This is a genomic window from Caloramator quimbayensis (assembly GCF_900167605.1).
Lineage (GTDB): Bacteria > Bacillota > Clostridia > Clostridiales > Caloramatoraceae > Caloramator_B > Caloramator_B quimbayensis.
On sequence record NZ_FUYH01000020.1, the window covers coordinates 21712 to 46299 of the forward strand.

At 32.7% G+C, this 24588-nt stretch carries 20 protein-coding genes, 1 tRNA gene and 1 rRNA gene; 2 read left to right on the forward strand and 20 right to left on the reverse strand.

All coding sequences use genetic code 11. The features are described 5' to 3' along the window. Positions 1-89: 89 nt before the first annotated feature. From B5D15_RS11505 to B5D15_RS11585, 17 genes are all read right to left on the reverse strand, one after another. Positions 90-1031 (reverse strand): acetyl-CoA carboxylase carboxyltransferase subunit alpha, encoded by a 942-nt coding sequence (locus tag B5D15_RS11505; protein WP_078697268.1) that lies wholly within the window; start codon positions 1029-1031, stop codon positions 90-92. After that, positions 1024-1911, reverse strand: a complete 888-nt coding sequence (accD, locus tag B5D15_RS11510; protein WP_078697269.1) for an acetyl-CoA carboxylase, carboxyltransferase subunit beta — start codon at positions 1909-1911, stop codon at positions 1024-1026. Before accD ends, B5D15_RS11505 begins: the two co-directional genes overlap by 8 nt. Positions 1912-1913: 2 nt before the next feature. Then, complete coding sequence (locus B5D15_RS11515) at positions 1914-3266, reverse strand: acetyl-CoA carboxylase biotin carboxylase subunit (protein ID WP_078697270.1); 1353 nt, start codon at positions 3264-3266, stop codon at positions 1914-1916. Positions 3267-3268: 2 nt separating this feature from the next. Continuing rightward, a complete protein-coding gene (accB, locus tag B5D15_RS11520) occupies positions 3269-3715 on the reverse strand; it encodes an acetyl-CoA carboxylase biotin carboxyl carrier protein (RefSeq protein WP_078697271.1) in 447 nt (148 codons plus the stop codon). 113 nt (positions 3716-3828) lie between these two features. Next, positions 3829-3966, reverse strand: coding sequence for a hypothetical protein (locus tag B5D15_RS15485; protein WP_179122286.1), 138 nt, complete (start codon positions 3964-3966; stop codon positions 3829-3831). 2 nt (positions 3967-3968) lie between these two features. Next, the gene (locus tag B5D15_RS11525) at positions 3969-4205 is read right to left on the reverse strand and encodes a hypothetical protein (RefSeq protein WP_078697272.1); all 237 of its coding nucleotides are present in this window, start codon (positions 4203-4205) and stop codon (positions 3969-3971) included. Positions 4206-4629: 424 nt separating this feature from the next. Further along, a complete protein-coding gene (locus B5D15_RS11530; protein ID WP_078697273.1) occupies positions 4630-5658 on the reverse strand; it encodes an Rpn family recombination-promoting nuclease/putative transposase in 1029 nt (342 codons plus the stop codon). A 180-nt stretch (positions 5659-5838) separates the two neighbouring features. Continuing rightward, on the reverse strand, positions 5839-7926 hold the full coding sequence (fusA, locus tag B5D15_RS11535) for an elongation factor G (RefSeq protein ID WP_078697274.1): 2088 nt from the start codon (positions 7924-7926) through the stop codon (positions 5839-5841). A 178-nt stretch (positions 7927-8104) separates the two neighbouring features. Further along, complete coding sequence (locus B5D15_RS11540) at positions 8105-10177, reverse strand: hypothetical protein (protein ID WP_078697276.1); 2073 nt, start codon at positions 10175-10177, stop codon at positions 8105-8107. Positions 10178-10256: 79 nt separating this feature from the next. Continuing rightward, positions 10257-10907 carry a phosphate signaling complex protein PhoU gene (gene phoU / locus B5D15_RS11545; RefSeq protein ID WP_078697277.1) on the reverse strand — a complete coding sequence of 217 codons (651 nt, stop codon included), beginning with the start codon at positions 10905-10907 and terminating at the stop codon, positions 10257-10259. 13 nt (positions 10908-10920) lie between these two features. Next, entirely contained in the window at positions 10921-11676 is a 756-nt protein-coding gene (gene pstB, locus B5D15_RS11550; RefSeq protein WP_078697278.1) for a phosphate ABC transporter ATP-binding protein PstB, read from the reverse strand. Positions 11677-11687: 11 nt separating this feature from the next. Then, entirely contained in the window at positions 11688-12587 is a 900-nt protein-coding gene (gene pstA, locus B5D15_RS11555; protein WP_078697279.1) for a phosphate ABC transporter permease PstA, read from the reverse strand. Then, entirely contained in the window at positions 12587-13492 is a 906-nt protein-coding gene (pstC, locus tag B5D15_RS11560; protein WP_078697281.1) for a phosphate ABC transporter permease subunit PstC, read from the reverse strand. Before pstC ends, pstA begins: the two co-directional genes overlap by 1 nt. 47 nt (positions 13493-13539) lie before the next feature. Continuing rightward, positions 13540-14445 carry a PstS family phosphate ABC transporter substrate-binding protein gene (locus B5D15_RS11565; RefSeq protein ID WP_078697282.1) on the reverse strand — a complete coding sequence of 302 codons (906 nt, stop codon included), beginning with the start codon at positions 14443-14445 and terminating at the stop codon, positions 13540-13542. Positions 14446-14646: 201 nt separating this feature from the next. Then, positions 14647-16083 (reverse strand): zinc ribbon domain-containing protein, encoded by a 1437-nt coding sequence (locus B5D15_RS11570; RefSeq protein WP_078697283.1) that lies wholly within the window; start codon positions 16081-16083, stop codon positions 14647-14649. 15 nt (positions 16084-16098) lie between these two features. Beyond that, entirely contained in the window at positions 16099-16974 is an 876-nt protein-coding gene (locus B5D15_RS11575) for a zinc-ribbon domain-containing protein (RefSeq protein WP_078697285.1), read from the reverse strand. A 258-nt stretch (positions 16975-17232) separates the two neighbouring features. Beyond that, a complete protein-coding gene (locus tag B5D15_RS11585; RefSeq protein ID WP_078697287.1) occupies positions 17233-20613 on the reverse strand; it encodes a TSCPD domain-containing protein in 3381 nt (1126 codons plus the stop codon). Positions 20614-20918: 305 nt separating this feature from the next. Between B5D15_RS11585 and B5D15_RS11590 the strand changes: the two genes are divergently transcribed. Then, complete coding sequence (locus B5D15_RS11590; protein ID WP_078697288.1) at positions 20919-21533, forward strand: DNA-3-methyladenine glycosylase; 615 nt, start codon at positions 20919-20921, stop codon at positions 21531-21533. 39 nt (positions 21534-21572) lie between these two features. Here the strand turns inward: B5D15_RS11590 and B5D15_RS11595 are convergent, their stop codons facing one another. After that, positions 21573-22979, reverse strand: coding sequence for an aspartate aminotransferase family protein (locus B5D15_RS11595; RefSeq protein WP_078697289.1), 1407 nt, complete (start codon positions 22977-22979; stop codon positions 21573-21575). A 220-nt stretch (positions 22980-23199) separates the two neighbouring features. Here B5D15_RS11595 and B5D15_RS11600 point away from each other — a divergent pair, with 220 nt between their 5' ends. After that, positions 23200-24339: an iron-containing alcohol dehydrogenase gene (locus B5D15_RS11600; protein ID WP_078697290.1), complete on the forward strand. Its 1140-nt coding sequence runs from the start codon at positions 23200-23202 to the stop codon at positions 24337-24339. A gap of 46 nt (positions 24340-24385) precedes the next feature. On the opposite strand, the gene B5D15_RS11605 is transcribed toward B5D15_RS11600, so the two are convergent. Further along, positions 24386-24460: transfer RNA gene (locus B5D15_RS11605), tRNA-Asn, on the reverse strand. Positions 24461-24469: 9 nt separating this feature from the next. Beyond that, a 5S ribosomal RNA gene (rrf, locus tag B5D15_RS11610) occupies positions 24470-24586 on the reverse strand. Between the last annotated feature and the right edge of the window lie 2 nt (positions 24587-24588).

The following is a 24588-nucleotide window of genomic DNA, read 5'->3' on the forward strand; positions in this document are numbered from 1 at the left end:
ACCCAATTATCAAAATTTATATAAAAAATACTTAAATTATATAAATATTTCATCATTTTTCTTAAATAAAAGAGGGCAGAATCTGCCCTCTACTCAAGAAAAACTCCTATGCTTCTTATTTTTTCATACCTTTTTTCAACTAAATCATAGACGCTTATTTTAGTAAGCTCATTAAGAGTATCAATTAAAACCTTTTTAACGTTTTTAGCAGTAAGTGCTGCATCATTATGCGCACCGCCTGATGGTTCCTTTATTATTCCATCTATTACTTTAAGCTCTAAAAGATCTCTTGATGTAAGTTTAAGATAATTTGCGGCCTCGCTTGCTCTTCCTGCATCCTTTAAAAGTATTGAGGCACACCCTTCAGGGGATATAACAGAGTAAATTGCATTTTCAAGCATAAAAACCCTGTCTGCAACTCCGAGAGCAAGAGCTCCTCCGCTTCCTCCTTCTCCTATAACAACGGATATTATAGGAGTTTTAAGGTCCGACATCTCAAGAAGATTCCTTGCAATAGCTTCTCCCTGTCCTCTCTCTTCTGCCCCAACACCGCAATAGGCTCCTGAGGTATCTATAAAACACACAACAGGTCTTTTAAACTTTTCAGCCTGTTTCATAAGCCTTAGAGCCTTTCTATAGCCTTCAGGATGGGGACTCCCAAAGTTTCGTTTAACATTTTCTTCTATGTTTTTCCCCTTAGCGTGGCTTATAAATGTAACAGGAAATTTACCTATAAAGCCTATGCCTCCAACAATAGCAGCATCATCCCTGAAATTCCTGTCCCCATGAAATTCTATAAAACCATCTATAATTCCGTCTATATAATCCTCATAATTAGGCCTGCTCTTTTGCCTTGCTATTTGAACTATTTCCCAGGGACTTTTAGGGTTCAGGGATTTTATAAGCTCATTTTTCTTTAGATTTAAAGATTCAATCTCTCCAGATAAATCTATCCCGCTTGATTCCATAAAATCCTTTATCTTCTTTATCTTTTCATCTATCTCTTTTATCCTTATCTCGATATCATTCATTTCCCTTCACCCCCAAATGAATTTTAAGTATATTATGGAGGGTTTCCTTCATTTTATTTCTCTCTACTATCATATCTATAAAACCATGCTCAAGCATAAATTCTGATGTTTGAAACTCTAAGGGCAGTTTTTGCTTAATAGTCTGCTCTATTACCCTTCTTCCAGCAAAGCCAATGGTGGCTTTAGGCTCTGCTATTATTATATCTCCTAAAGATGCAAAGCTTGCAGTAACTCCTCCCGTTGTAGGATCAGTTATAACGCTTATATATAAAAGCCCTGCATTGCTGTGTTTTTTTACCGCTGCTGAAACCTTTGCCATCTGAGATAAAGATAACATTCCCTCCTGCATTCTTGCTCCTCCTGAAGCACAAAAAACAACTACAGGAAGTTTCATATCTATTGCTCTTTCAAACATCCTTGAAAGTTTCTCTCCCACAACGCTTCCCATAGAGCCCATTATAAAATTAGGCTCCATAACTCCAAAACATACATCTAATCCTTCTATCTTTGCCCTTCCTGTTATCACCGCTTCATTAATACCTAAGGATTTGCTTAAGGATTTTAATTTTTCACTATAATTTGGAAATTTAAGGGGGTTTAAGCTTTTCATATTTGTATCGAAATAGTCTATACTGCCTTTATCAAAAGTAATATCGATTCTTTCATTGCCTCCAATTCTAAAATGATGATTGCATTTTAAACAAACCTTCAAATTGCTCTCAAGATCCATATTAATAAGAATCTCACCGCAGGATGGACATTTTGTAAACATATCTACATCAATGTTTTCAGCATTAACATTCTCATCTTTTGCCAAGTCACTCTTTTGCGTTACCTTTAATGTTGCGTATTTTCTTTGTACAAACAAGTCCTTCCACATAATCATTCACCCGATTTCTTTAACCATTTCTCTATATAGGATGTATCATAGTTATTATTTATAACATCATCACTGCACAAAAGCCTCAGTAAAAAGTCTATGTTGTTATCAACTCCATCGATAACAAATTGCGATAAAGCAACCTTCATCTTATCTATAGCCTCATTTCTATCCTTTCCATGAACTATAAGTTTTGCAATCATAGAATCGTAAAAAGGAGGTATAGAATAATCCTGATATATAGCGCTGTCTACTCTCACTCCAAATCCTCCTGGAGTATGAAAGGTTGTAACCTTCCCAGGGCTTGGTCTAAAATTCATATTGGGATTTTCTGCATTTATCCTGCATTCTATTGCATGGCCAGTAATTTTTATATCTTTTTGCTCGTATTGCAATGGCTCGCCTGCTGCTATTTTTATCTGTTCTTTTATTATATCAATGCCTGTTACCATCTCTGTAACAGGATGCTCTACCTGAACCCTCGTGTTCATTTCCATAAAATAAAAATTTTTATCCCTATCAAGCAAAAACTCAACAGTTCCTGCATTTTCGTAATTGCAGGCTTTTGCCGCCTTAACTGCAGCCTGCCCCATCTTTTCCCTGAGAGTATCATCGAGTATTATTGAGGGAGCTTCCTCTAAAACCTTTTGATTTCTCCTTTGAAGAGTGCAATCCCTCTCTCCAAGATATAATATTTTCCCAAAACTATCCGATAGTATTTGAAATTCAATATGTCTTGGGTTTACTATATATTTTTCAACATACATAGCATCATCGTTAAAAGCAGTCTTTGATTCCTGCTGACAGAGGTTAAAAAGCTTAATAAATTCTCTTTCATCATTTACAACTCTCATCCCTCTGCCCCCGCCTCCGCTTGAGGCTTTTATCATAACAGGATAACCTATTTTATCAGCAACCTTTTTTGCTTCCTCTGCTGTATATAGTTTACCTTCAGAGCCAGGAACTACAGGAACGTTAGCTTTTTTCATAGTTTCTCTTGCAGTTGCCTTATCACCCATAAGCTCAATAGCGCTGCTTGATGGACCTATAAATTTAATATCAGCTAAGCTGCAAAGAGAAGCAAACTTTGAGTTTTCAGATAAAAATCCAAATCCGGGGTGTATCGCCTCAGCCCCGGTTAATTTTGCAGCTGTTATTATTGCAGGAATGTTAAGATAGCTCTTTTGTGACTGCGCAGGACCAATGCATACCGCCCTGTCAGCAAGATAAACGTGCATAGCATCCTTATCAGCTTCGGAATAAACAGCAACAGTTTCTATGCCCATTTCCATACAGGCCCTTATTATTCTTACAGCTATTTCTCCTCTATTTGCAATAAGTATTCTTTTAAACATTCTCACACCTTCCTTATGCCAAACAGAGGCTGACCATATTCTACGAAACTTCCATTATCAGCCATGATTTTAACGATTTCACCATCAACATCACATGTTATTTCATTCATAAGCTTCATTGCCTCTACAATACAAAGAACATCACCCTTTTTAACTTTGCTTCCTACTTCTACATAGGGTTTTGAATCTGGATTTGGCGATGAGTAAAAAGTTCCAACTATAGGAGATTTAATAAAATAAAGCTCTTCTTCTTTTATTTCTTCCTTTGCCTGTGCCTTCTCTTCAATTACAACAGTACTTTCTACTTCTGGTTCTTTTATAAACTTAATATTTTTTATTTCATCATTTTTCTTTATTAAAATCCTCATATCTCCTTTTTGAAATTCAAACTCTGAAATGCTGCTCATATCTATAGCTTTTATTATTTCCTTTATATCCTTTATCTCCATAAATTCCTCCATACAACCTAATATTAATACCTGGTTCTAATTATAAATTATTATATCATATAACAATATTATTCAGCAATAATAAAAAGCCAGAAGGCATTTTAACCCCTGACTTATTTAAGACCTAAATTGTTTATTCCAACATCTACATCCTTTGCTTTACCATCGTTAAACTTATTATTTGTAAAGTCCATATGTTCAACTTTTATGTGCTTTAAATGCTTTAATCTATAATGTTTTTTATTATTCATAGTCACATCTTCCTCCTTGCGATTATATTATAGTGAAGTCCATCAGAAGAACCTTTAGTAGCTGCATCAAAATCATGCTCATCAAGCATTTTTAATATGCTTTCTGTCTGATGTGCATCTGCAGACTCTAATATAATATTTAGTTCATCGTTTCCTCCTAATATGCTTAGCATGCCATATAATTTATTCATATCAGCAGGACCTATTGCGCTGCCGAAATTTATTCTATAATCAGACATACAACATCCTCCTTACCTTCATACCTTTTATCCTTAATATTAGTTTTTACATTTTAAAGTTAAATATTAAAGTTATTATATTGAAGGTAAGGTAAAAATCCTCATTAAGGTGTAATAAGAATAAAAAACCCTGCTCTGACTTAAATTAAAATCCTTTCCAAATCAGAGTAGGGTTTTTAACACCTTTTATCCATAGCTTTTATTTTACTTTTTTATGCAATCAATGAAATCTTTATATTTTTATTTATTATTGCAATTTAAGAAATTTATTTTTATTATAAAAACTTTATTCAAAATAATATTAACATAAAATCTGCTGTTATTTAAAAGCATCCTTTCTATTGTTTCTTGCCAAAACTATTAAAGAAAGGATGCTTTATTTTATATTTATTTCTCTAAAAATTCCATTAAAAACTAATATATATCATTTAAAATATTTCATTATCTCATCTATACTTTGAATTTCAAGTATGTCTTCAACTATTATCTCTAATATTGCTATATCCACATTTTCAATTTTATTTTTTATTTCATTAGGTAATATCCCAAACTTCTTGGTTAGAAGTTTTATTACTGACTTTGTGAGTACTTCTTTTTTTCCTTCTTTTCTACCCTTTTCTAAGCCCTCTTCTAATCCTTTTTCTAAGCCTTCTTCTAATCCTTCTTTTCTAAATATATCAGCTAATGTCATAATATGCTCACTCCCCTCAATAAAAGTTTTTTCTATCTTTTTTGCTATATTTTCAAAATCACTTCTTGTCATTTCGTTATATGAACTAAATATGTATCTCATATATGTTTCAAAATATTGTATTCCTGTTTGTTTATCCTCAAGTTCTGATAGATAATTTGCTGCTTTTAAAATTGTATCTTGCATCTCCCTAACATCTTTTATAAATATATCTCTGAATATTGATAACATTATCCTAAGCTGTACATGTCCCTTTATATCTTCATCCTTATATCTTGATATGTCATATAAAAGATATTCGAAATTTGGAATATATCTTTTTATGTCTTCTTCTAACTCATTATATCCTTCTATGATATCTCCCAAACTTTTTTTAGCTCTCCATTTTTCTTTGCCATGATATATTACAAGTGGTATTATTACTGGCAGTTTTCCTATACCTTCACTTTTAATGCTCATTTCCCATATTTCTACCATATATTTTATAAGCTGAAGTGCTGTTTGTTTACTAATATAACTTTTATGTTCAAATAGAAAATAAATATACCCATCATTATTATTTATATTTACCTTAAATAGCATATCTGAAAACACTTCCTGCAGCTGCTCATTAATAAAACTGTCCTTTTGTAATTCTAATGTATCTAAATCTATTATTTTTATTATATTCGCTGGTATATAGTTTCTAATAAAATCCTTAGCTACTTCTATATTTGAAAATGTTTCCTTAAAAAATTTATCATGGGGATTTTGTAGCTTCAATTGATTCACCTACTTTTATGCTTATATATATTTATAGTATTATAATTTATTTTTATTTTCAACTTACATACAATTACTTTTTAACTATTTTTTAAGAATGAAAAAAGGCATAACCGTATATAAACGATTATGCCAATTTTTTCTTTAAAATAAGATATTACTATACATACTGTTTTAATATTATTCTTCCTCTTCTTCTTCCTTGTGAGCGCTTTCTATAATCTTTTGGCTTATATTTGCAGGAACTTCCTCGTATCTTTCAAACTTCATTGTAAAGGATCCTCTTGCCTGTGTCATCGAGCGAAGGTCTGTTGCATACTTGAAAACCTCTGCCATTGGAACTTCTGCAACAACAACCTGCATTCCATCCTGTGGTTCCATTCCAAGAACTCTTCCTCTTCTTTTGTTAATATCGCCTATTATATCACCCATATATTCATCAGGAACTATTACTTCCATATGCATTATAGGCTCTAATATAACTGGGTCTGCATCCTTCATACCCTTTTTATATGCAAGGGATGCTGCTGTCTTAAATGCCATTTCTGATGAATCAACAGGATGATAAGAACCGTAATGAAGGGTTGCCTTAAGGTTAATTACTGGATATCCAGCAAGAACACCCTTTTTAATCGCTTCTCTAAGTCCCTTTTCAACAGCTGGGATGTATTGTCTTGGAACTACTCCTCCAACGATTTCATCAACAAACATCAAATCCTCTTTTTCATACTGAGGTTCAAACTTTATAACTACATCTCCATACTGGCCGTGGCCTCCAGACTGTTTCTTATACTTGCCCTGTACATCAGCAGTCTTTCTAATTGTTTCTCTATAGGGAACCTTAGGTATGTCAAGAGTTACATCTGCACCAAATTTATTTTTCAGCTTGCTTGCGATAACCTCAATATGAAGTTCTCCAAGACCTGCTATTAAAGTTTCTGCATTTTCAACATCTCTCGAAATCTTAAATGTAGGATCTTCCTCAAGAAGCTTGTGAAGACCTGAGGATATCTTATCCTCATCACCCTTTGATTTCGGCTTAACAGACATCGAAATACATGGCTGCGGGAATTCAAAACCCTGATAAACTATAGGTTTTGAAGAATCGCTTAATGTATCTCCTGTTACTGTAAACTGAAGTTTAGCAACTGCTCCTATATCTCCAGCCTGGAGCTTTGTAACTGCAGTCTGGTTTTTACCTTTTAAAACATAAAGAGTTCCAACCTTCTCAGTTTTGTCCTGAGTTGCATTGTATATAGAAGAATCTGAATTTATGCTTCCTGATATAACCCTGAATAAAGACAGTCTTCCAACAAAGGGGTCGGCTATAGTTTTAAATACAAAGGCTGAGAATGGCTCATTTACATCTATTTTTCTAACTTCCTTCTGCTTTGTTTTTGGATTTATCCCTTCATACTCTCCCTTATCTGCTGGAGATGGAAGATATTTTACTATGGAATCTAAAAGAGTAGTTACCCCAACTCCTGTAATTGCTGAACCGCAAAATACAGGTGCTATCTCTCCTGATGCTATACCAAGTTTAAGTCCCTTCATAATCTCTTCATCGGATAATTCTCCTTCGCTGAGATACTTATCAAGAAGAGCCTCATCGTTTTCGGCTACGGTTTCCATAAGATTATTTCTATACTCATCAACAAGAGATAAAATATCGCTTGGTATCTGACCATCTACCATAGTCTTAGACTTTGCATCATATAGTTTTGCTTTTCTTTCAACAATATTTACTATTCCTTTAAAATCATTTTCTTTTCCTATTGGAATATGTATTGGAGCAACTCCTATTCCAAATTTATCCTTTAAAGCACTTAGAGTTTTTTCATAATTAGCATTTTCTCTATCGAGTTTATTTATAAAGAATACCCTCGGAAGCTTGAATTTATTTACAAAATCCCATGCTTTTTCAGTTCCAACCTGAACTCCGGAAACAGCGCATACGTTAATAAGTGCAGTATCTACAGCTCTTAATCCTTCAATAACTTCACCAACAAAATCAAAATAACCTGGAGTATCTACAAAATTAATTCGTGTGCCGCTACATTCACAGGGAGCCACTGCTGTTGATATTGATATCTGTCTTTTCTTCTCTTCCGCATCATAATCACATACTGTAGTACCATCTTCCACTTTTCCTATTCTGTCTGTTTCCTTGCAATTATAAAGAATTGCTTCTACAAGACTTGTTTTGCCCGTTCCACCATGACCTATAATTCCAATGTTTCGGACATTTTCAACTTTGTATTCTTTCATATGAATTCCCCCTTTAGTGCAAATTGAATTGCAAGCTTAATTATGTATTCTATAAAAAATTCATTTTTCCTCTTAGAATATTAAAAATTTTTTGAATAGACACATTTATTATTTTATACTAATTGTGGTATTTTATTCATAATTTCTATAAAAAAAGAAGATAAGTTAAACTTATCTTCTACTCATCAGCTCCATTTACTAAAACATCGCTGTCACAAACAAAGTATCCATTGAATTTAATATATGCTATATTATATACTATATTACCATCCTTGCAGTAATAATTTCCATTCGACTTGTAATTATATACGAAGCTGCATCCATCTATATTCCCATCAATCGGAATACAAACATTGAAATCATAATCTTCATATTTTAAATTCTTCTCGCTATTTAGTTTATATACTATATTCTTTTCAACAGTAAAATTTATTAAAAGTTTAGAGCTGCATACCGTATTAGTTTCTATATTTTCAATAACATCACAAAGATTTTCAATTTGAGCCTTAGTATTTATACAAGTAGATTTGCTGAATACAACATCAGCGTCAATTCTTTCTTTTATTATGCTAAGATAAAGGTCTTTATTTGCAACATCAGCATTGCATACTACAGCTGCTCTTTTAAGCATTTTAATGTCAAAGTAAATATCCATATCTGACTGAAGTACAACTATTAATATTTTATCTACATAGCCTTCCTTTGAAAATTTTATAATATAAGTTCCTGCTTTAAGGTTTATATTATATCTTTTATCAAAAGTTTCAACCCTTATCTTATTGCATTTATTATCGTATATTGTTGCCAAAACATCATCTAAAAGCTGCCCCGTCTTTAAATCCTGTATCTTTCCGTCTATATCTATAATATCAGTAATTTCTTTAGCAAAAACTTCTATCCCCTCATCTTCAAAAGGAAATTCTCCTATGCAGTCTGAATATACATATCCTTTATTAAATATATTAAGCCCTTCCTTTGTAAAAAATCCTTTTAAGGTTATCTCGAGAGTTGCCTCCTCATTAGATCTTAAAAGTTCAATATCCCAATATATCTTTTTACCATCAGCAAAGGCTATACCTTTACTTGGAGTAAGCTCAATTGAATCTTCAAGAGAAAAGTTGCAGTTTATTTCATCAAAAACCGAAAATGCTGCTAAATCAGCCTCGCATGTATTTTTTAAATATATTCTTAGTTTCCATGTTTCAATATCACAAAGGCTTACCTTATCTGGTCCTTCTATTATGCTTTTTTGAACTATAAGTTTATCTGTAGATTTTATTACATCTATTCCAACATCTTTAAATGGTATAGGATCAAGCTCGTCGCAGTCGACCTCTCCTTCATCAAAAATCTTATGACCAGGAGTATCAAAGTATCCTGTTATCTCTATTCCGAGAGTCTGCTTTTCTCCTGCTTCTAAAGTTCCTATATTCCATGTTATCTGATTCCCTACTAATATCGGGCCAACATTAGGCATTAAAACTATAGTTGCATTAGATGCAATTTCAGAATTTATAGTATCAGTTAGTACAACATTAGTTAAATCTACATCACCGCAGTTTTCTATTACAACATGGAGTACCCATATAGCTGTGCTGCATGCGCAAATAATCGATGGACCGCTTTCAATGTGCTTACTAACGCATAAAGCTGCCCCTTCAGGTTTATTTATTAATCCCCCGCATTCATAATCTTTATTTATTACGTTTTCCTGTGTTGAAGTAAAATAGCAAAGCTTATAGGTATCAGTATCAAAGTCAAACCCTGTAAAGGCACTTACAGGCACTCTAAAATCGAGGAAAAAATCCTCATCAGGAATTGTAGGCCCTCCGCATGGGAAAACAGTTCCTGCACTTCTTACTCTTACATTATCGTTTGCAGTCTCTGGGCTGTTTAATACAATTGGTGTACTATATATTTTAGTATTTGTTGAATCCCAAACCTCAAGGGCATAATTATCAGTTGTTGCATTAACATAAACAGAGAATAAAACTGAGTTGTTCATATCAACTATTTGTACTCCCCATATAAACTCCTTAAGCTCATATTTATTAGGATTATTGCTAAGTGGATTTCCGTTTAACCTCATCCTAAAGGCAATTTCCCTAGGACTTACAGCTGCATCGTTTAAATAATAGTAACAGGCAGGATTTGAATTATCGCCCACTATGTCTACCCAGCAGGGGGTGACATTTCTAATAAGTGCAGTTTTAATATAAACTGTCCATAAGGCATCGTTTGCTGGAAACATAATATCCCCCTTAAAATTATTCTATTTCATATTATTCAAAGTATTAATTTTTGACACAAAAAAAGCGGCAACTGCCGCTTTAATTTATTTCTTCATATTCACCTGTTACCATATATATAATTCTTTCGCATATATTTGTGGTATGGTCTGCTATTCTCTCCAAAAACCTTCCAACAAACATAAGCTTTGCTGCCTGATTCATACTGCTGCTGTCCTTTGCAATAATGCTTAACAAATCCTTTATTACAAGTTCATAAAGTTTGTCTACCTCTTCATCCATTTCAGCAACCTTTTTAGCAAGGTTTATATCTTCCTTAACGAAGGCATCAAGGCTTAACTTTACCATCTCCTGCGTTATATCTGCCATTTTTGGTATATCAACAAGAGGTTTTATAAATGGTTCATTGCCTATTTCTATAGTAGTTTTAGCAATATTTACTGCATGGTCTCCCATTCTTTCAAGATCAATGATTATTCTTAGAGCAGTTGTTATTACTCTAAGGTCCTTTGCTAAAGGCTGCTGAAGTGCAAGAAGGCTTACACATTTATTTTCAATCTCATGTTCCATCGTATCTATTTTATCATCATCTATATATATTCTCTTAGAGGCTTCAACATCCTGATTTTTCAATGCGTTTACAGAATCATTTATAATCCTTTCTACCATATTCCCCATTCTTAAAATGTCATGTTTTATATCATCAATTTTTTGAAAAAAATGTTCCCTCATTAAAAACACCACCTTAACCAAATCTGCCCGTTATATAATCTTCAGTTCTTTTATCCCTTGGATTTGAAAATATCTTATTAGTTTCATCAAATTCTATAACCTCACCGTTTAGGAAAAAAGCTGTATAATCTGATATCCTCGCCGCCTGCTGCATTGAGTGTGTTACTATAATTATAGTATAATCATTTTTTAATTCAAGAAGAAGTTCTTCAATCTTCATAGTTGATATAGGGTCAAGGGCCGATGTTGGCTCATCAAAAAGTATTACATCAGGCTGCATAGCAATTGTCCTTGCAATACAAAGCCTTTGCTGCTGACCACCGGAGAGCTCTAATGCTGATTTGTGTATCTTATCTTTTACCTCTTCATAAAGAGCAACAGATTTTAAAGTAGTATCAACAACCTCATTCAATATCTCTTTATTTTTAACTCCATTCTTCTTAAGACCGTATACTATATTTTCATATATAGTTTTAGGAAACGGGTTAGGCCTTTGAAATACCATTCCAACTCTTCTTCTAAGCTCAACAGGGTCAACTTTTTTAGAATATATATCTTCACCATCTATTAATATTTTACCTTCAACCCTCGTATTTTCTATAAACTCATTCATTCTGTTTATAGTCCTTAAAAACGTCGATTTACCACATCCTGAAGGCCCTATAAACGCAGTTATTTTATTTTTATATATATCCATATTTATGTTAGAAAGTGCTCTGTTATTACCATAATAAAAGTTCAGGTTTTCTACTTTAATTTTTGTCTCCATTAAACTCCCCCCTAATCCTTCATTCTTATCTGATATTTGTCTCTAAGTATTATAGCAACAGCATTTACAGCTAACAGAATTATAAGAAGCACGATAATACCAGCAGCAGCTACATTTTGGAATTCTTTCTTTGGCATGCTGGCCCAGTTGAATATTTGTATTGGAAGCGTTGTAAAGGCATCCATTACTGAACTTGGAGCAAAGGATACATAGGATAATGCTCCAACCACTATTAAAGGTGCCGCTTCTCCAAGGGCTCTTGATACAGATAGAATCGTACCGGTTAAAATACCTGGTATTGCATAGGGAAGAATAACCCCAGTAACTGTCTGCCATTTAGTTGTTCCAAGGGCATAGGATGCCTGCTTTAAAATCCCTGGAACACTTCTTATAGCTTCCTGAGATGATATAATTATTATTGGTAGAATAAGAAGTGCCATTGTAAACGAACCGGCTAAAATACTTCTCCCCATTCCAAGTGCCCTTACAAAAACCGCAAGCCCAAGCATACCATAAATAATTGAAGGAACTCCTGCAAGGTTTGCGATATTAAGCTTTATAAACTCGGTAAATCTATTGTTTCCTGCATATTCTTCAAGATAAATAGCAGTCCCGACGCCTATAGGGAAAGCTATAACCGTAGTTAAAAGTATAAGCATAAGGCTCCCTAAAAGCGCTGGATAAATTCCTGATTTTTTAGGAAATCTTGATGGAAAATTCTTTATAAAATCTACTGACAGCCAAGGCAAACCTTTTTTCAATATATCATATAAAAGGAAGGCAAGTACAACAACTCCAAATATTGTACAAAGAAAGAGTACTACATGAAAAAATTTATTTTTTATTTTTCTCCTTCTAAGGCTTTCAGGATTATCAATAAGCCTTACTAAATCTTCCTTTAACACGCTCATCAATATGCCCTCCTGTATTTTCTTACTATATTTCTTGATAATATGTTTAATATAAAAGTTATAAAAAACAGCAATGTGCCTACTGCAAATATAGTTTTATATCCTATAGAGCCTGCTGGAACATCTCCAAGGCTTATTTGAACAATATACCCTGTCATAGTCTGTATGCTTTCAAGAGGATTTAATGTTAATTTTGGCGTTGAACCAGCTGCCATAGCAACTATCATAGTTTCCCCAATAGCCCTCGATATTGATAATATAAAGGATGCAGCAATACCTGAAAAAGCAGCAGGAACCACTATTTTTGTTGCAACTTCAAATTTAGTAGAACCTAAAGCATAGGCCCCAAGCCTTAATGAGTCTGGTACAGCCATCATAGCATCCTCGCTTAGTGATGAAACCATTGGTATAGTCATTATGCCAACAGCTATACCTGCACTTAATGCATTAAATACACTTGCATTAGGAAATATACTCCTTATAAGAGGAGTTATTGATGTCAATGCGAAATATCCATAGACAATTGAAGGTATACCTGCAAGTATTTCAAGTACAGGTTTTAATATTTTCCTCACTTTCTTTGGTGCATATTCGCTTAAATAAATAGCACTTCCAAGTCCAATAGGTATCGAAATAATAGAAGAAAAAATAACTATTAAAAATGTTCCCATAACAAGAGGAAGCACACCATAGTTTGCAGGTTCAAACATAGGAGTCCATTTTGTGCTTGTAAAAAATTCAACGATAGAAACGCTTTTAAAAAATTGTACAGTTTCTTCAGCTAAGGACAATATTATACCTATTGTTGTTAATATGGATATAACACCAAGCATTATAAGTATTTTATTTATAACTCTTTCATTTCTCTGCATCTTCGATTTGCTTTCAAACAGGATTTTCTTCATCATAATCCCCCTTATAGTTTAAAGTGCACAAGGCACCTTAAAGGTGCCTACTTTATCTTGCTTAATTGCTCCTGATATTTTGAATCTTCAAGAGGAATATAGCCAACTTCCTTTACAAGGTCCTTTGCCTTTGTTAGATAGAACTTTACAAATTCCTTAACCTCAGGTCTTTCTAATGACTTATTGTTTACATATATATAAAGTGGTCTTGAAAGTGGTTTATAAGTTCCATTCATTACTGTATCAAGAGTTGGCTCTACTCCATTAACTTTTAATATCTTAAGGTTATCTTTATTTTCTTCATAGTATGCAAGTCCAAAGTATCCCAAAGCTCCCTTATCGCCTTCTATACCCTGAACTAAAACGTTGTCATCTTCACTTGCTGTAAAGTCTGGTCTTATCTCTTTAGCCTTTCCGTTAATTTCTTCTGTAAAATATTCAAAGGTTCCTGAATCTGTTCCTGGTCCATAGAGCTTTATTGGAATATCTGGCCATGATGGGTCAACATCCTTCCAAGTCTTTACTGTTGAATCCTTTGACCAAATCTTTTTAAGCTGCTCAACTGTTATATCTGAAACCCATGTGTTTTCCTTATTTACAACTACTGCAATTCCGTCCTTTGCAACTTCAAATTCCGTCATCTCTATATTATTTGCTTTTGCTTTATCTATTTCTTCCTTTTTTACTGGTCTTGAGGCATCGTTAATATCTGTTTCTCCAACTACAAACTTTTTAAATCCACCGCCAGTACCTGATATTCCAACAGCTATTTCAACATCCTTATTAACTTTTTTAAATTCCTCTGCAACTGCCTGAGTTATAGGCCCTACTGTACTTGAACCATCCGCTTTTACTGTTCCTGAAAGAGCTGCTGGCTTTTTGCTACAAGCTACAGCTGATAATGTAAGCATAGATACTAATAACACAAGAATTAATCCTTTGATTTTATTCATATTTTTTCTCCTTTCATTTATCTTTACATCTTTATTATATTTTCAATAAATGTTATGTTCCTGCACGTTTTGGTTAAGTCAATGTTAATTATAACTTAACATTTCTATTTATTATTTTGCCTTTAATGTTTTAAAAAATTCCTTATTATTATAGATACACAATAAAAAATCTGGCCCTTTAAAAGAGGCCAGATTTTTTATTTAATCAGCTTGCTTTATACTTTCTATTTGATATCTTTGATTTAAATCGTTATATCTAAATGTATAAGTATATTTAAAAGCTTTTATGCTCTGTTCATTGTTAGCATTATATATTTCATACCTTTCTTCAGTAGTCACAGTACCTGTTTTATTATCTTCACTCATATTATAGGATAAAATGTCAAGGGACTTAATATACTCTCTAATGCCCTTATTATAAGCATTAGATACGTATTCTTTTTGCATTTCATATATTTGGCTGCCTGGATATAAAAAGGACTCAAGATAAGAAAAATCATTATAATTCACAGCGCCGCACAATGCTGCTGTATAGCTTTCCATTAAATCTGTTATTTGTTCTTCCATCCTCTCTAAATTATAAAGAGCATCTTCAAAGCTAAGATATACCTGTGTATTTTCAGAATCATCCACTATATATTCAGCGCTTATTAAATCTTTACCATTTTTATTAACTTTAGCATAAACCTTTGTGCCTGCATTAAGTGGTCCAAACATCTTTGCATCTTGAACCTTAACTTTAGTAGCCTTATCATTCACATATATTTCTGCATCCTGAAAATCGCTGTCAAAATCAATATATTTAATATTATTAAGCAAATATACTCTTATCCTTCCCTTTTCGTCTATTTGATTTGAATCGATTGTATTTACATCATAGCTCTCATTTAAATTTGCATATTTACCATTATATGTGGCAGTAATTTTGTGTATTCCAGGCAAAAATGGACCATATTGTTTTTCAAAATTATCAGTATCGCTTTTACCCATTTCCTTGCCATCCATAGTAAACACAACATCTTTTACTTTCGTATAGATATTTATATAAACAGGATTTACAACTATTTTATAGTTTGGAAAGAAAAGAAATTTATTCCCTACTTTTTTAATAGTAAATATCTCAGAAGAATTATCCTGAGCTATACTATACAATGCATTATTTGTACCTGAAAGAAAAGCTTGTTTTGCTAATTTTTTAATCAAATCCCTTGTATAAGTAGGATTATCTTTAAGATATTTCGATAGTGGTTCTACACTTTTATCATCTAATTTTAAATTTTTATCGCTAACATATAAAAGTTTTACTAATTTTTTATTATCTCCAGTTTTTACTGCTTGCTCAAAGTTTTCAACTACCTTTGAGGGTTTAGATTGTGATTTCCCTAATACAAAAAATACTGAAAATAGAATAACAACCACCAATGAAGCGATTATTCCGTATTTCGTGTTTTTAGGCATTGTTTTATAATTAATAGACTTACCCTTTGAATTGTTGTCTATGATTTTATTAATAACTGTATTATTTGATTGGTCATTGTTTTGTTCACTACTTAAATCCCTGTTTAGGTTATATCCACATTTTGAACAGAATTTCTGATTTTCATTTATATTAGAGCCACACTTAGGACAAAACTTCATATTATAACCTCCTGATTAAAAATCAATCATATTTGAAATATTTTTAATATGATTTATAAGCCACATAAAATTAGTTCTCATATATTTAGCAGTTATAGTAGTAAATACGATTAAAGCTATAATTGAAATAAAAGCAGTTATAAATACAGAATGATTTTCATTGCTGATTAAATAAATATTTATTAGCCTGTTTAAACTGATTATTGAAGCAAAAATTCCAAATAAAAGAATTATAATACCCAAATAAAATGTTATATACGATGCAATTATAGAAAGAATTTCAAAATACACAAAAGGCAATAAACTTACAACTGATATTTTAAATATCGCTAAGACGTCGCTTTTTTCCTTTGATAGGATATTAGTAAATATTAACATTCCAATGAATACAACCAAAATAATTACAAACATTATAATTGCGTTTTGTAAGAATATCTTACCATAGGGCAATTGTATTAAAGATTTTATTTTATCAATCACCTGTGTAAGATCAACTAAATCATTTAAATCTCTTAAATACTCTCCATTAAAAAGTGACATAAAACTATTAACAGATTTAGCAAAATCAATAATTGTTTTGCTTATATTATTAATTATTTGGTTTGTTTTCCAAATGCCAAGAAAACCTTGAATTAAGCAAATAACTACCCCAAGTATTAAAGCAGTTTGTTTACTTCCTTCCTCAATAAACTTTTTTGCACCATCAATTGGTTTTAAAAACATTTGAGTAGAAACATTAATTATCTGTTGGAAATCCAATTGATTATAAGATTTTGGTGTCTGGTTTGAAGAATAATCTTTAAAACTTTCCTCCTGCTGTTTACTACCGCAGTTTGGACAAAACACATCCCCCTCTTCCAAATTGAATCCACAGTTTTTACATTTTAACATAAATACACCCCCGTTTAATGATAATTATTATGTCTTTAAGGTATAATTAGCAAATCTCTATATTCGACATAATTTTTTAAAATCCTTCTTTTTTTACTTTTTTTCTTAATTCTATTAAATAAAGTAGGAGCTTAATAATTATTTTATTCAGCCAAGTTTTCTCCCATGCCGAGAGCACATAAAAAAGGTAAAGAGAAATATATTTCTCTTTACCTTCACCTATAATTATAAAGATTAACCATTTAATAAGATAATATATTAACCGCATTTTGAATAACCGCAATTTGGGCATATTACGCACCCATCCTGATGGGTAATGCTGCTTCCACACTCAGGGCAGCTTATCTTTTCTATTTTTGTATCCTTTCGTGGTATAAGTTCAGCTAAATCTGTTATTTCATCCAAATCTATTTCTTTTTCCGTTTGATTTAAGTTCATAAGATTCTCTATTGCCCTTGCAATTGCATCAGGACAGGATAAAACCTTTATATCGCTGTTATTTGCTCTCTGTCTTAAAGTAGAATGACATCTTATCCCCTTTAGCTGCTCTATTATCTCCGATGGGCTCATGCCGCTTCGAAGGGCTATAGAAATTAGCCTTGCCGTAGCTTCCGATTGAGAAGGACATCCCCCTGCTTTGCCAACGTTAGTAAATACCTCACATATACCATTGTCATCATAGTTAACAGTTATATAAAGATTGCCGCAGCCTACCCTAACCTTCTCTGTAATGCCTCTTGTTATCTTGGGCCTTTGTCTTGGAGCTGATTTTTCCTTTTCCACATCCTTTTTATTCAAATCCTTGGTACCAACATTTAAAACCTGACCTTCCCTGCTTCCATCTCTATATATGGTAACCCCTTTGCATCCAAGTTTATATGATAGTATATAAACCTGCCTTACATCTTCCACTGTTGCTTCATTTTTAAAGTTTACTGTCTTTGAAACTGCATTATCAGTATGCTTTTGAAAGGCCGCCTGCATCCTTATATGCCACATAGGGCTTACATCATGGGCTGTTACAAAAACTTTCTTAACATCCTCAGGTATTTCTTTAATATGAGATGGAGTACCCTGCTGTGCAACCTTAAGCATAAGTTCCTTTGAGTAAATGCCTCTATCTTTTATTATCTTTTCAAAATATGGGTGAACCTCAGTTAGTTTATCATTATCCATAACATTTCTTACAAAAGCAACTGCAAATAAAGGCTCAATGCCAGATGAAACCCCTGCTATTATACTGATGGTACCTGTTGGTGCTATAGTTGTTGTTGTAGCATTTCTTATGGGCTTTTCATCCTTATATATGCTATCATAAAAGGCTGGGAAGGCACCTCTTTTTTCTGCCAGTCTGCTGCTTGCCTCCTTTGATTTTTCATCTATAAAACCCATCAATTTATCTGCAAAATCAACAGCCTCCTGAGAATTATAAGGGATTTTAAGCATTATAAGCATATCAGCAAATCCCATAACCCCAAGCCCAATCTTTCTTGTAAGCTTTGTTCTTTTTTCTATTTCAGAAAGAGGATATTTATTTACATCAATAACATTATCAAGAAAATGAACCGCATCATGAATAGTTTTTTCAAGAAGTTCATAATCAACCTCATATTTACCATCTTTTAATTTAAGCATTTTAACAAGGTTTATGGAACCAAGGTTGCAGCTTTCATAGGGCAGCAGAGGCTGCTCACCGCAATTATGAACAACAACCCCATTTGCTACAAGAGAATTAGTGACAGGCTCATTTATATCATAAACCTCAGTAGTTTCAGCTTCTTTAATCTCTTCTACTTGTGTAGTATAGTAAGTATTTTTTCTTGAGGGTCTGTTTATACTAATTAGTTTCTGATTTTTTTCTTTCTGTATTAAATCTCCAATTTCCTCATTAAAGGAGCATATATTGTTGCCCGTAATTATAAGCTCATAATATCCCTTACTTTCATAAACTCTCTTTTCTCCATCTTTTGTTATATATTCAAAATTTGATGGATGAGATTTTGTCCTATTATATATATTTGAATAAATACCTAAATTTAAAAGTAGTAACTGTACATCCTTTAAAAGCTCTATTGAAGCAGAGCTAAGCCTTATATCTCTATGATTATCGTCAACAAAATTAACCGTTCCATCGGAACTGAATAGTCCATTTATGTATGCTGCAACTGTATTTTTTGAAGCTGTAAATATTGATTTTGGTACTCTCTTTGCATAGGCTTTTTTTGCTTCGAATCCTAAGCTTTTTAAATTATTTACAAATTCCTTTCGTTTAAATAAAATCTGCCATGTTCCATTCTCACGCTTATTTATTATTCCCTCACCAGCACCATATTTTAATGCTATGCTTTGCATCTTTCTAAGTATATATTCTTCATATCCAGCAAAAACCATTCCAAGCACTTTTCCATCAGATGTAAGCCATCCATCTCCTGAGAGCCATCCTAAAAATAACCCAAGTTCCTCTCCTATTTTATCATCATATTTAAAAAATCCCTTTGAAGATTGTATAAGAACTTCATCACCTATAGAGAGCTTATCAGCCTCTTTCCAGCCCACGGTTGTCATAATCTTATGTTCTGGCGTTACTTTTAAAGTTTGACCATTATGAAGCCTTATTTCTATAGTCTTTTTTATTCCAGTTTTATAAACCTTTGCAGGTCTTAAAGTTAAACCATTTTCATAATACTCTTTTACATTTTCACTTATTTTATCTTTTATAACCCTATTATCGGTTATAATATTGAACATATTATTGCCATACTTTTTATAAAGGTCTTCAATCCTTACAAGGCCTTCCTCTGTTGATATTAAAGTATCAGGATGAAAACAGGGATTAGTGCTTTCAATCTCTCCTAAAGCTGGAGTTGGATTATCTTTATTCATTCTGTCTAAAAAGACTATTCCAGGCTCACCATTCCTCCAAGCCATTTTTACTATTATATCAAAAACTTCCTTAGCATTTAGTTTACCTGCTGAAGCTTTAGTATGAGGATCTATAAGTTCATAATCCTCATCTTTAAAAACAGCTTCCATAAATTTTTCAGTAATTCCTATGCTAATATTAAAGTTTGTTATTTCGCTATTATCCTCTTTACATTTTATAAACTCCATAATATCTGGGTGGTCAACACGAAGTATTGCCATATTTGCCCCTCTTCTTGTTCCCCCCTGCTTTACAGCCTCCGTTGCAGAGTTAAATACCTTTAAAAAGCTAACAGGCCCTGATGCAACTCCTCCTGTTGTTTTAACAGTCGAGCCTTTAGACCTTAGCCTTGAAAAGCTAAAACCCGTTCCCCCTCCTGATTTATGTATAAGTGCTGCGTTTTTAACCGAATCAAATATACCTTCCATCGAATCCTCAATTGGAAGAACAAAGCAGGCAGAAAGCTGCCCTAAAGGACGCCCTGCATTCATTAAGGTTGGAGAATTAGGAATAAATCTTAATGAAGTCATTAAATCATAGAACTTTTTTTCTGTAGCATCAATATCTGCATCTTTATCATAAATCTTATCTGCACAAGCAACCGCACTTGCTACTCTTTTAAACATATCCTCGGGAGTCTCTGTAACATTTCCATTCTCATCCTTAGCTAAATATCTCTTATTAAGAACCTTTAAAGAATTTTCTGTTAGCTCCATCCATACCTCTCCTTATCAATATTTTGTATATATCATTTTACACTATACAATATATTGTATCATTTTAAGTTTAATACTTCAAAGAGTATAATTTATGTTTATTGAATATTTTCTCTTTCTTTCTTTATATTTCTTATTTATAAAGTAAAAAATGTCATACATATTTAAAGAAAGATATTTTTATTTATAATGCAATGAAAATCTTTCTTTTCATTTTAATTATCTTAAATTATAATTTTTATAGCAGTTATTCCAGCTTATTTTGCAGTTTTGCTTATTATTCCTAATATATGGAGGTAATATTAATGAATATGCTATGTAGAAGCTTCTATGAAAGAGATACCCTTATCGTAGCAAGAGAACTCCTTGGAAAATACATTGTTAAGAAAACATATCATAAAAATCTTATAGGAATGATTGTTGAAACTGAAGCTTATATAGGTCCCTTTGATAAGGCTTCCCATTCTTATAATTATAGAAGAACTGAGAGAAATGATGCTATGTATGGTCCTCCTGGTCATGCCTACGTTTATATGATATACGGCAAGAATTTCTGTTTAAATATAGTAACTGAAGAAGTAGAAAAGCCCTGTGCAGTCTTGATAAGGGCATTAGAGCCTGTATCAGGTCTTGATGAAATGGCAGTAAACAGATACAATAAAAATTTTAATGAACTTAGTAAAGGTGAAATCATTAACCTTACCAATGGCCCATCAAAGCTCTGCAGCGCTTTTAAAATCGATAAATCATACAATAAAAAAGATATTTGCAGTGAAAGCTTTTATATAGCAGAAGGGATAACTGATTTTGAAATAAAGGAATCCAAAAGAATAAATATAAATTATGCAGAGGAAGCTAAGGATTTTTTATGGAGATTTTATATAAAAGGAAATAAGTTTGTTTCAAAACCTCATGAATAAAACCCCTATGTTTTAAATTCATAGGGGTTTCCCGAGCTTTTATTTTTTAAACATAGATTTTAAAATCTGCTTACTGCTGCCTAAACCTATACCTAAAAAGCTTTTGTTTTTCTCAAATATACTTTCAAATGCTGAAATTACCTTATCTATTTCTTCATATGAAATAATTAGTGGTGGTTCAAGCCTTATGACATTAGGATTATTAAGAGTATATGCTGTAATTATTCCATATTCATTCATAAGTTTTCCTGCAACAAGGGATGCAAAATATTCATTTGAAAGCTCACTAAGCTTTCCTGCCGTGATTGCATTTAAAACTCCCTTAGGCTCTACAAATTCAACTCCAATCATAAGTCCCATTCCTCTAACGTCTTTTATAACTTCTGGATATTTTTCTTTTAATCCAATTAACTTATTTAAGAAATATTCTCCTTTTCCCTTTGCCTTATTAGGCAAGTCATTTTCTAATATATATTTTATTGAAGCGATACCCGCAGCACAGGCGATTGTATTTCCTCCAAAGGTTGATGTATGCAAAAACGCCTTTTCAATTTTTCCATAGGCTTTTTTCCATATTTCATCCGTTGTTATATATCCTCCAATAGGAATTATTCCTCCACCGATGGATTTTGCAAAGCACATTATATCAGGCACAACATCCTCTGCCTCACAGGCAAACATATAACCTGTCCTTCCAAAGCCTGTTTGAATTTCATCAGCTATAAAATAAACATCATACTTTGTACAAATTTCTCTTACTCTTTTTAGATACCCCTTTGGTGGGACGTTGATTCCTCCTTCCCCCTGAACGGGTTCAACTATAAAGGCTGCAACATCTTTTAGTGATTTAAGCATTTCTTCAAGAGCATCTGCATCTCCATAGGGTACTTCATAGCATTCTGGAACTAAAGGCTTAAAAGGCTTTTGATATTTTTCTCTTCCTGTAACAGATAATGCTCCCATTGATTTCCCATGAAAAGAATTTTTACAGTAAACTAATTTATTTTTACCGCTTGAAATCTTAGCAAGCTTTAGAGCTCCTTCTACTGCTTCAGCGCCGCTGTTGCTATAGAATGTTCTTTGCAATTTTCCTGGAGTAATCAGGGCTAAATCCTTTGCCAAGGCTCCTGCAAAATTATAGATAGAAGCTTGAAGTATATTAGGTAAGCCAACAGCTTTATTTATTTCTTCAAGTATATACTTATTATTATGTCCAACATTAAGTGCACCATATCCTCCAAGCAGGTCTATGTATTCCTTTCCGTCTTCATCATATACTTTTGTACCCTCTGCTCTTACAAAGTTTTTGTCAAAATCTAAAAGTCCTAAAAGCTGTACAGCACTTGAGCTTATATACTCTTTGTAGTTTTCTATAACATTTTTTCTTTTGTAATTTAACGCATCATCTACTGTCACAAATTCTTTAATGTTTTCTTTAACTTCCATAATAACCCTCCTATCTTAATCCCCTGTTATTTTGAAATATTACAAAATAGATCAGTGTTTTGTGCACAACCTGTGCAAATATATTATACCAATTTATTCTATTAATTTCAATTATATGTAATAATATTTTCTATTTTTTTCTAATAATTATTTCTCATATCTATATAATTTTCTCTTTATGTTATAATTAAATAAAATACTTTAAAGGAGGCTTAAAGCTATGAAAGAATTAAAACTTCATGGGGAATGTATAGTCATTGGCAAAGATTCATTAAACTATATAGAAAACGTTGATATTAAAAAAGCATTTATTGTAACTGGCGGCAGCTCCATGTTTAAAAATGGTGCAATAGATAAGCTATCTAATATATTAAAAACAAAAAATGCTGAATTTTACATATTCAGCGATGTTAAAAAGAATCCCTCCTTTAGATGCGTATTAAAAGGCTTAGAGATTATGAGAGAATTTAAGCCTGATGCTGTAATAGGAATAGGAGGTGGTTCCTCTATAGATGTTGCAAAATCTCTATCAGTTTTTTATGAATACGATAAGTTAGATATTAAAAACCCTAATACGCTTAATTTGCCAAAAAGAAGAAAAAATATAAAACTTATTGCAATTCCCTCAACTTCAGGAACAGCAGCAGAAGTTACAAGAGCTTCTGTTATAACATATGATGAAATGAATTTAAAAATTGGTTTAAAATGTGATGCTTTTATTCCTGATATTGCTATACTCGATTCTAATTTAACCCTTTCTATGCCCAAATGGTTAGTTGCTGAAACTGGAATGGATGCACTCACCCATGCTGTTGAGTGCTATATTAATAAAAACATAAATCCCTATTCAGAAGCCTTGGCAGAAGGGGCTATTAAAGGATTATTTGCTTTTCTCCCCTCATCTTACGAAAAGGGTGATTTAGAAAGCAGAGAAAAAGTTCATATATACAGTGCAATGGCAGGAAGTGCATTTTCCAACGTTGGTCTTGGTATGGCTCACGGAATATCCCATGCATTTGGCGGTAAGTTTGATTTTTCACATGGACTTTTAAATGCAATTGCTCTACCATATGTATTAAAATACAATTCGAGGGATAAAGAAGTAAACATTAGGTTAGACCGCTTATCTAAGCTTATAGGAGTAACAGATTTTATTGAGGCGGTTATAGATTTAAATAAAAAGTTAAACATTCCATCCTCCTTTAAAAAAATAGGACTTTTAGAAGATGAGTTTAAAAATAATTATGATGAACTTTTAGAAAATTCCTTAAAAGGTTCTACAAAAGTGAATCCTGTTGAAATGTCAAAGGAAGAAATGGAGAAACTACTATATGCAATTTATTATGGTGAAATTATTTAAAAAGCCTAAGACTTTGTCTTAGGCTTAAAATATCAAAAAATAAAAATGGCTCCATGGAGAGGACTCGAACCTCCAACCCTCCGGTTAACAGCCGGATGCTCCACCATTGAGCTACCATGGAACATTTATTAACTGGCAGCCACCTACTTTTCCAAGCCGTCTCCAGCTCAGTATCATCGGCGCACCTATGCTTAACCTTCGTGTTCGGAATGGGAACGGGTGTTACCATAGATGCCTAACCACCAGATA

Coding starts and splice junctions, on each gene's coding strand:
- B5D15_RS11585 (WP_078697287.1), bottom strand. CDS start 20,613: ATGGAGCTAACAGAAAATTCTTTAAAGGTTCTTAATAAGAGATATTTA.
- B5D15_RS11570 (WP_078697283.1), bottom strand. CDS start 16,083: ATGAAGTTTTGTCCTAAGTGTGGCTCTAATATAAATGAAAATCAGAAA.
- B5D15_RS11515 (WP_078697270.1), bottom strand. CDS start 3,266: ATGTTTAAAAGAATACTTATTGCAAATAGAGGAGAAATAGCTGTAAGA.
- accD (WP_078697269.1), bottom strand. CDS start 1,911: ATGTGGAAGGACTTGTTTGTACAAAGAAAATACGCAACATTAAAGGTA.
- B5D15_RS11595 (WP_078697289.1), bottom strand. CDS start 22,979: ATGGAAGTTAAAGAAAACATTAAAGAATTTGTGACAGTAGATGATGCG.
- B5D15_RS11600 (WP_078697290.1), top strand. CDS start 23,200: ATGAAAGAATTAAAACTTCATGGGGAATGTATAGTCATTGGCAAAGAT.
- B5D15_RS11525 (WP_078697272.1), bottom strand. CDS start 4,205: ATGTCTGATTATAGAATAAATTTCGGCAGCGCAATAGGTCCTGCTGAT.
- pstB (WP_078697278.1), bottom strand. CDS start 11,676: ATGGAGACAAAAATTAAAGTAGAAAACCTGAACTTTTATTATGGTAAT.
- accB (WP_078697271.1), bottom strand. CDS start 3,715: ATGGAGATAAAGGATATAAAGGAAATAATAAAAGCTATAGATATGAGC.
- B5D15_RS11540 (WP_078697276.1), bottom strand. CDS start 10,177: ATGTTTCCAGCAAACGATGCCTTATGGACAGTTTATATTAAAACTGCA.
- fusA (WP_078697274.1), bottom strand. CDS start 7,926: ATGAAAGAATACAAAGTTGAAAATGTCCGAAACATTGGAATTATAGGT.
- B5D15_RS11565 (WP_078697282.1), bottom strand. CDS start 14,445: ATGAATAAAATCAAAGGATTAATTCTTGTGTTATTAGTATCTATGCTT.
- B5D15_RS11590 (WP_078697288.1), top strand. CDS start 20,919: ATGAATATGCTATGTAGAAGCTTCTATGAAAGAGATACCCTTATCGTA.
- B5D15_RS11575 (WP_078697285.1), bottom strand. CDS start 16,974: ATGTTAAAATGTAAAAACTGTGGATTCAATTTGGAAGAGGGGGATGTG.
- B5D15_RS11505 (WP_078697268.1), bottom strand. CDS start 1,031: ATGAATGATATCGAGATAAGGATAAAAGAGATAGATGAAAAGATAAAG.
- phoU (WP_078697277.1), bottom strand. CDS start 10,907: ATGAGGGAACATTTTTTTCAAAAAATTGATGATATAAAACATGACATT.
- pstA (WP_078697279.1), bottom strand. CDS start 12,587: ATGAGCGTGTTAAAGGAAGATTTAGTAAGGCTTATTGATAATCCTGAA.
- pstC (WP_078697281.1), bottom strand. CDS start 13,492: ATGAAGAAAATCCTGTTTGAAAGCAAATCGAAGATGCAGAGAAATGAA.
- B5D15_RS15485 (WP_179122286.1), bottom strand. CDS start 3,966: ATGAATAATAAAAAACATTATAGATTAAAGCATTTAAAGCACATAAAA.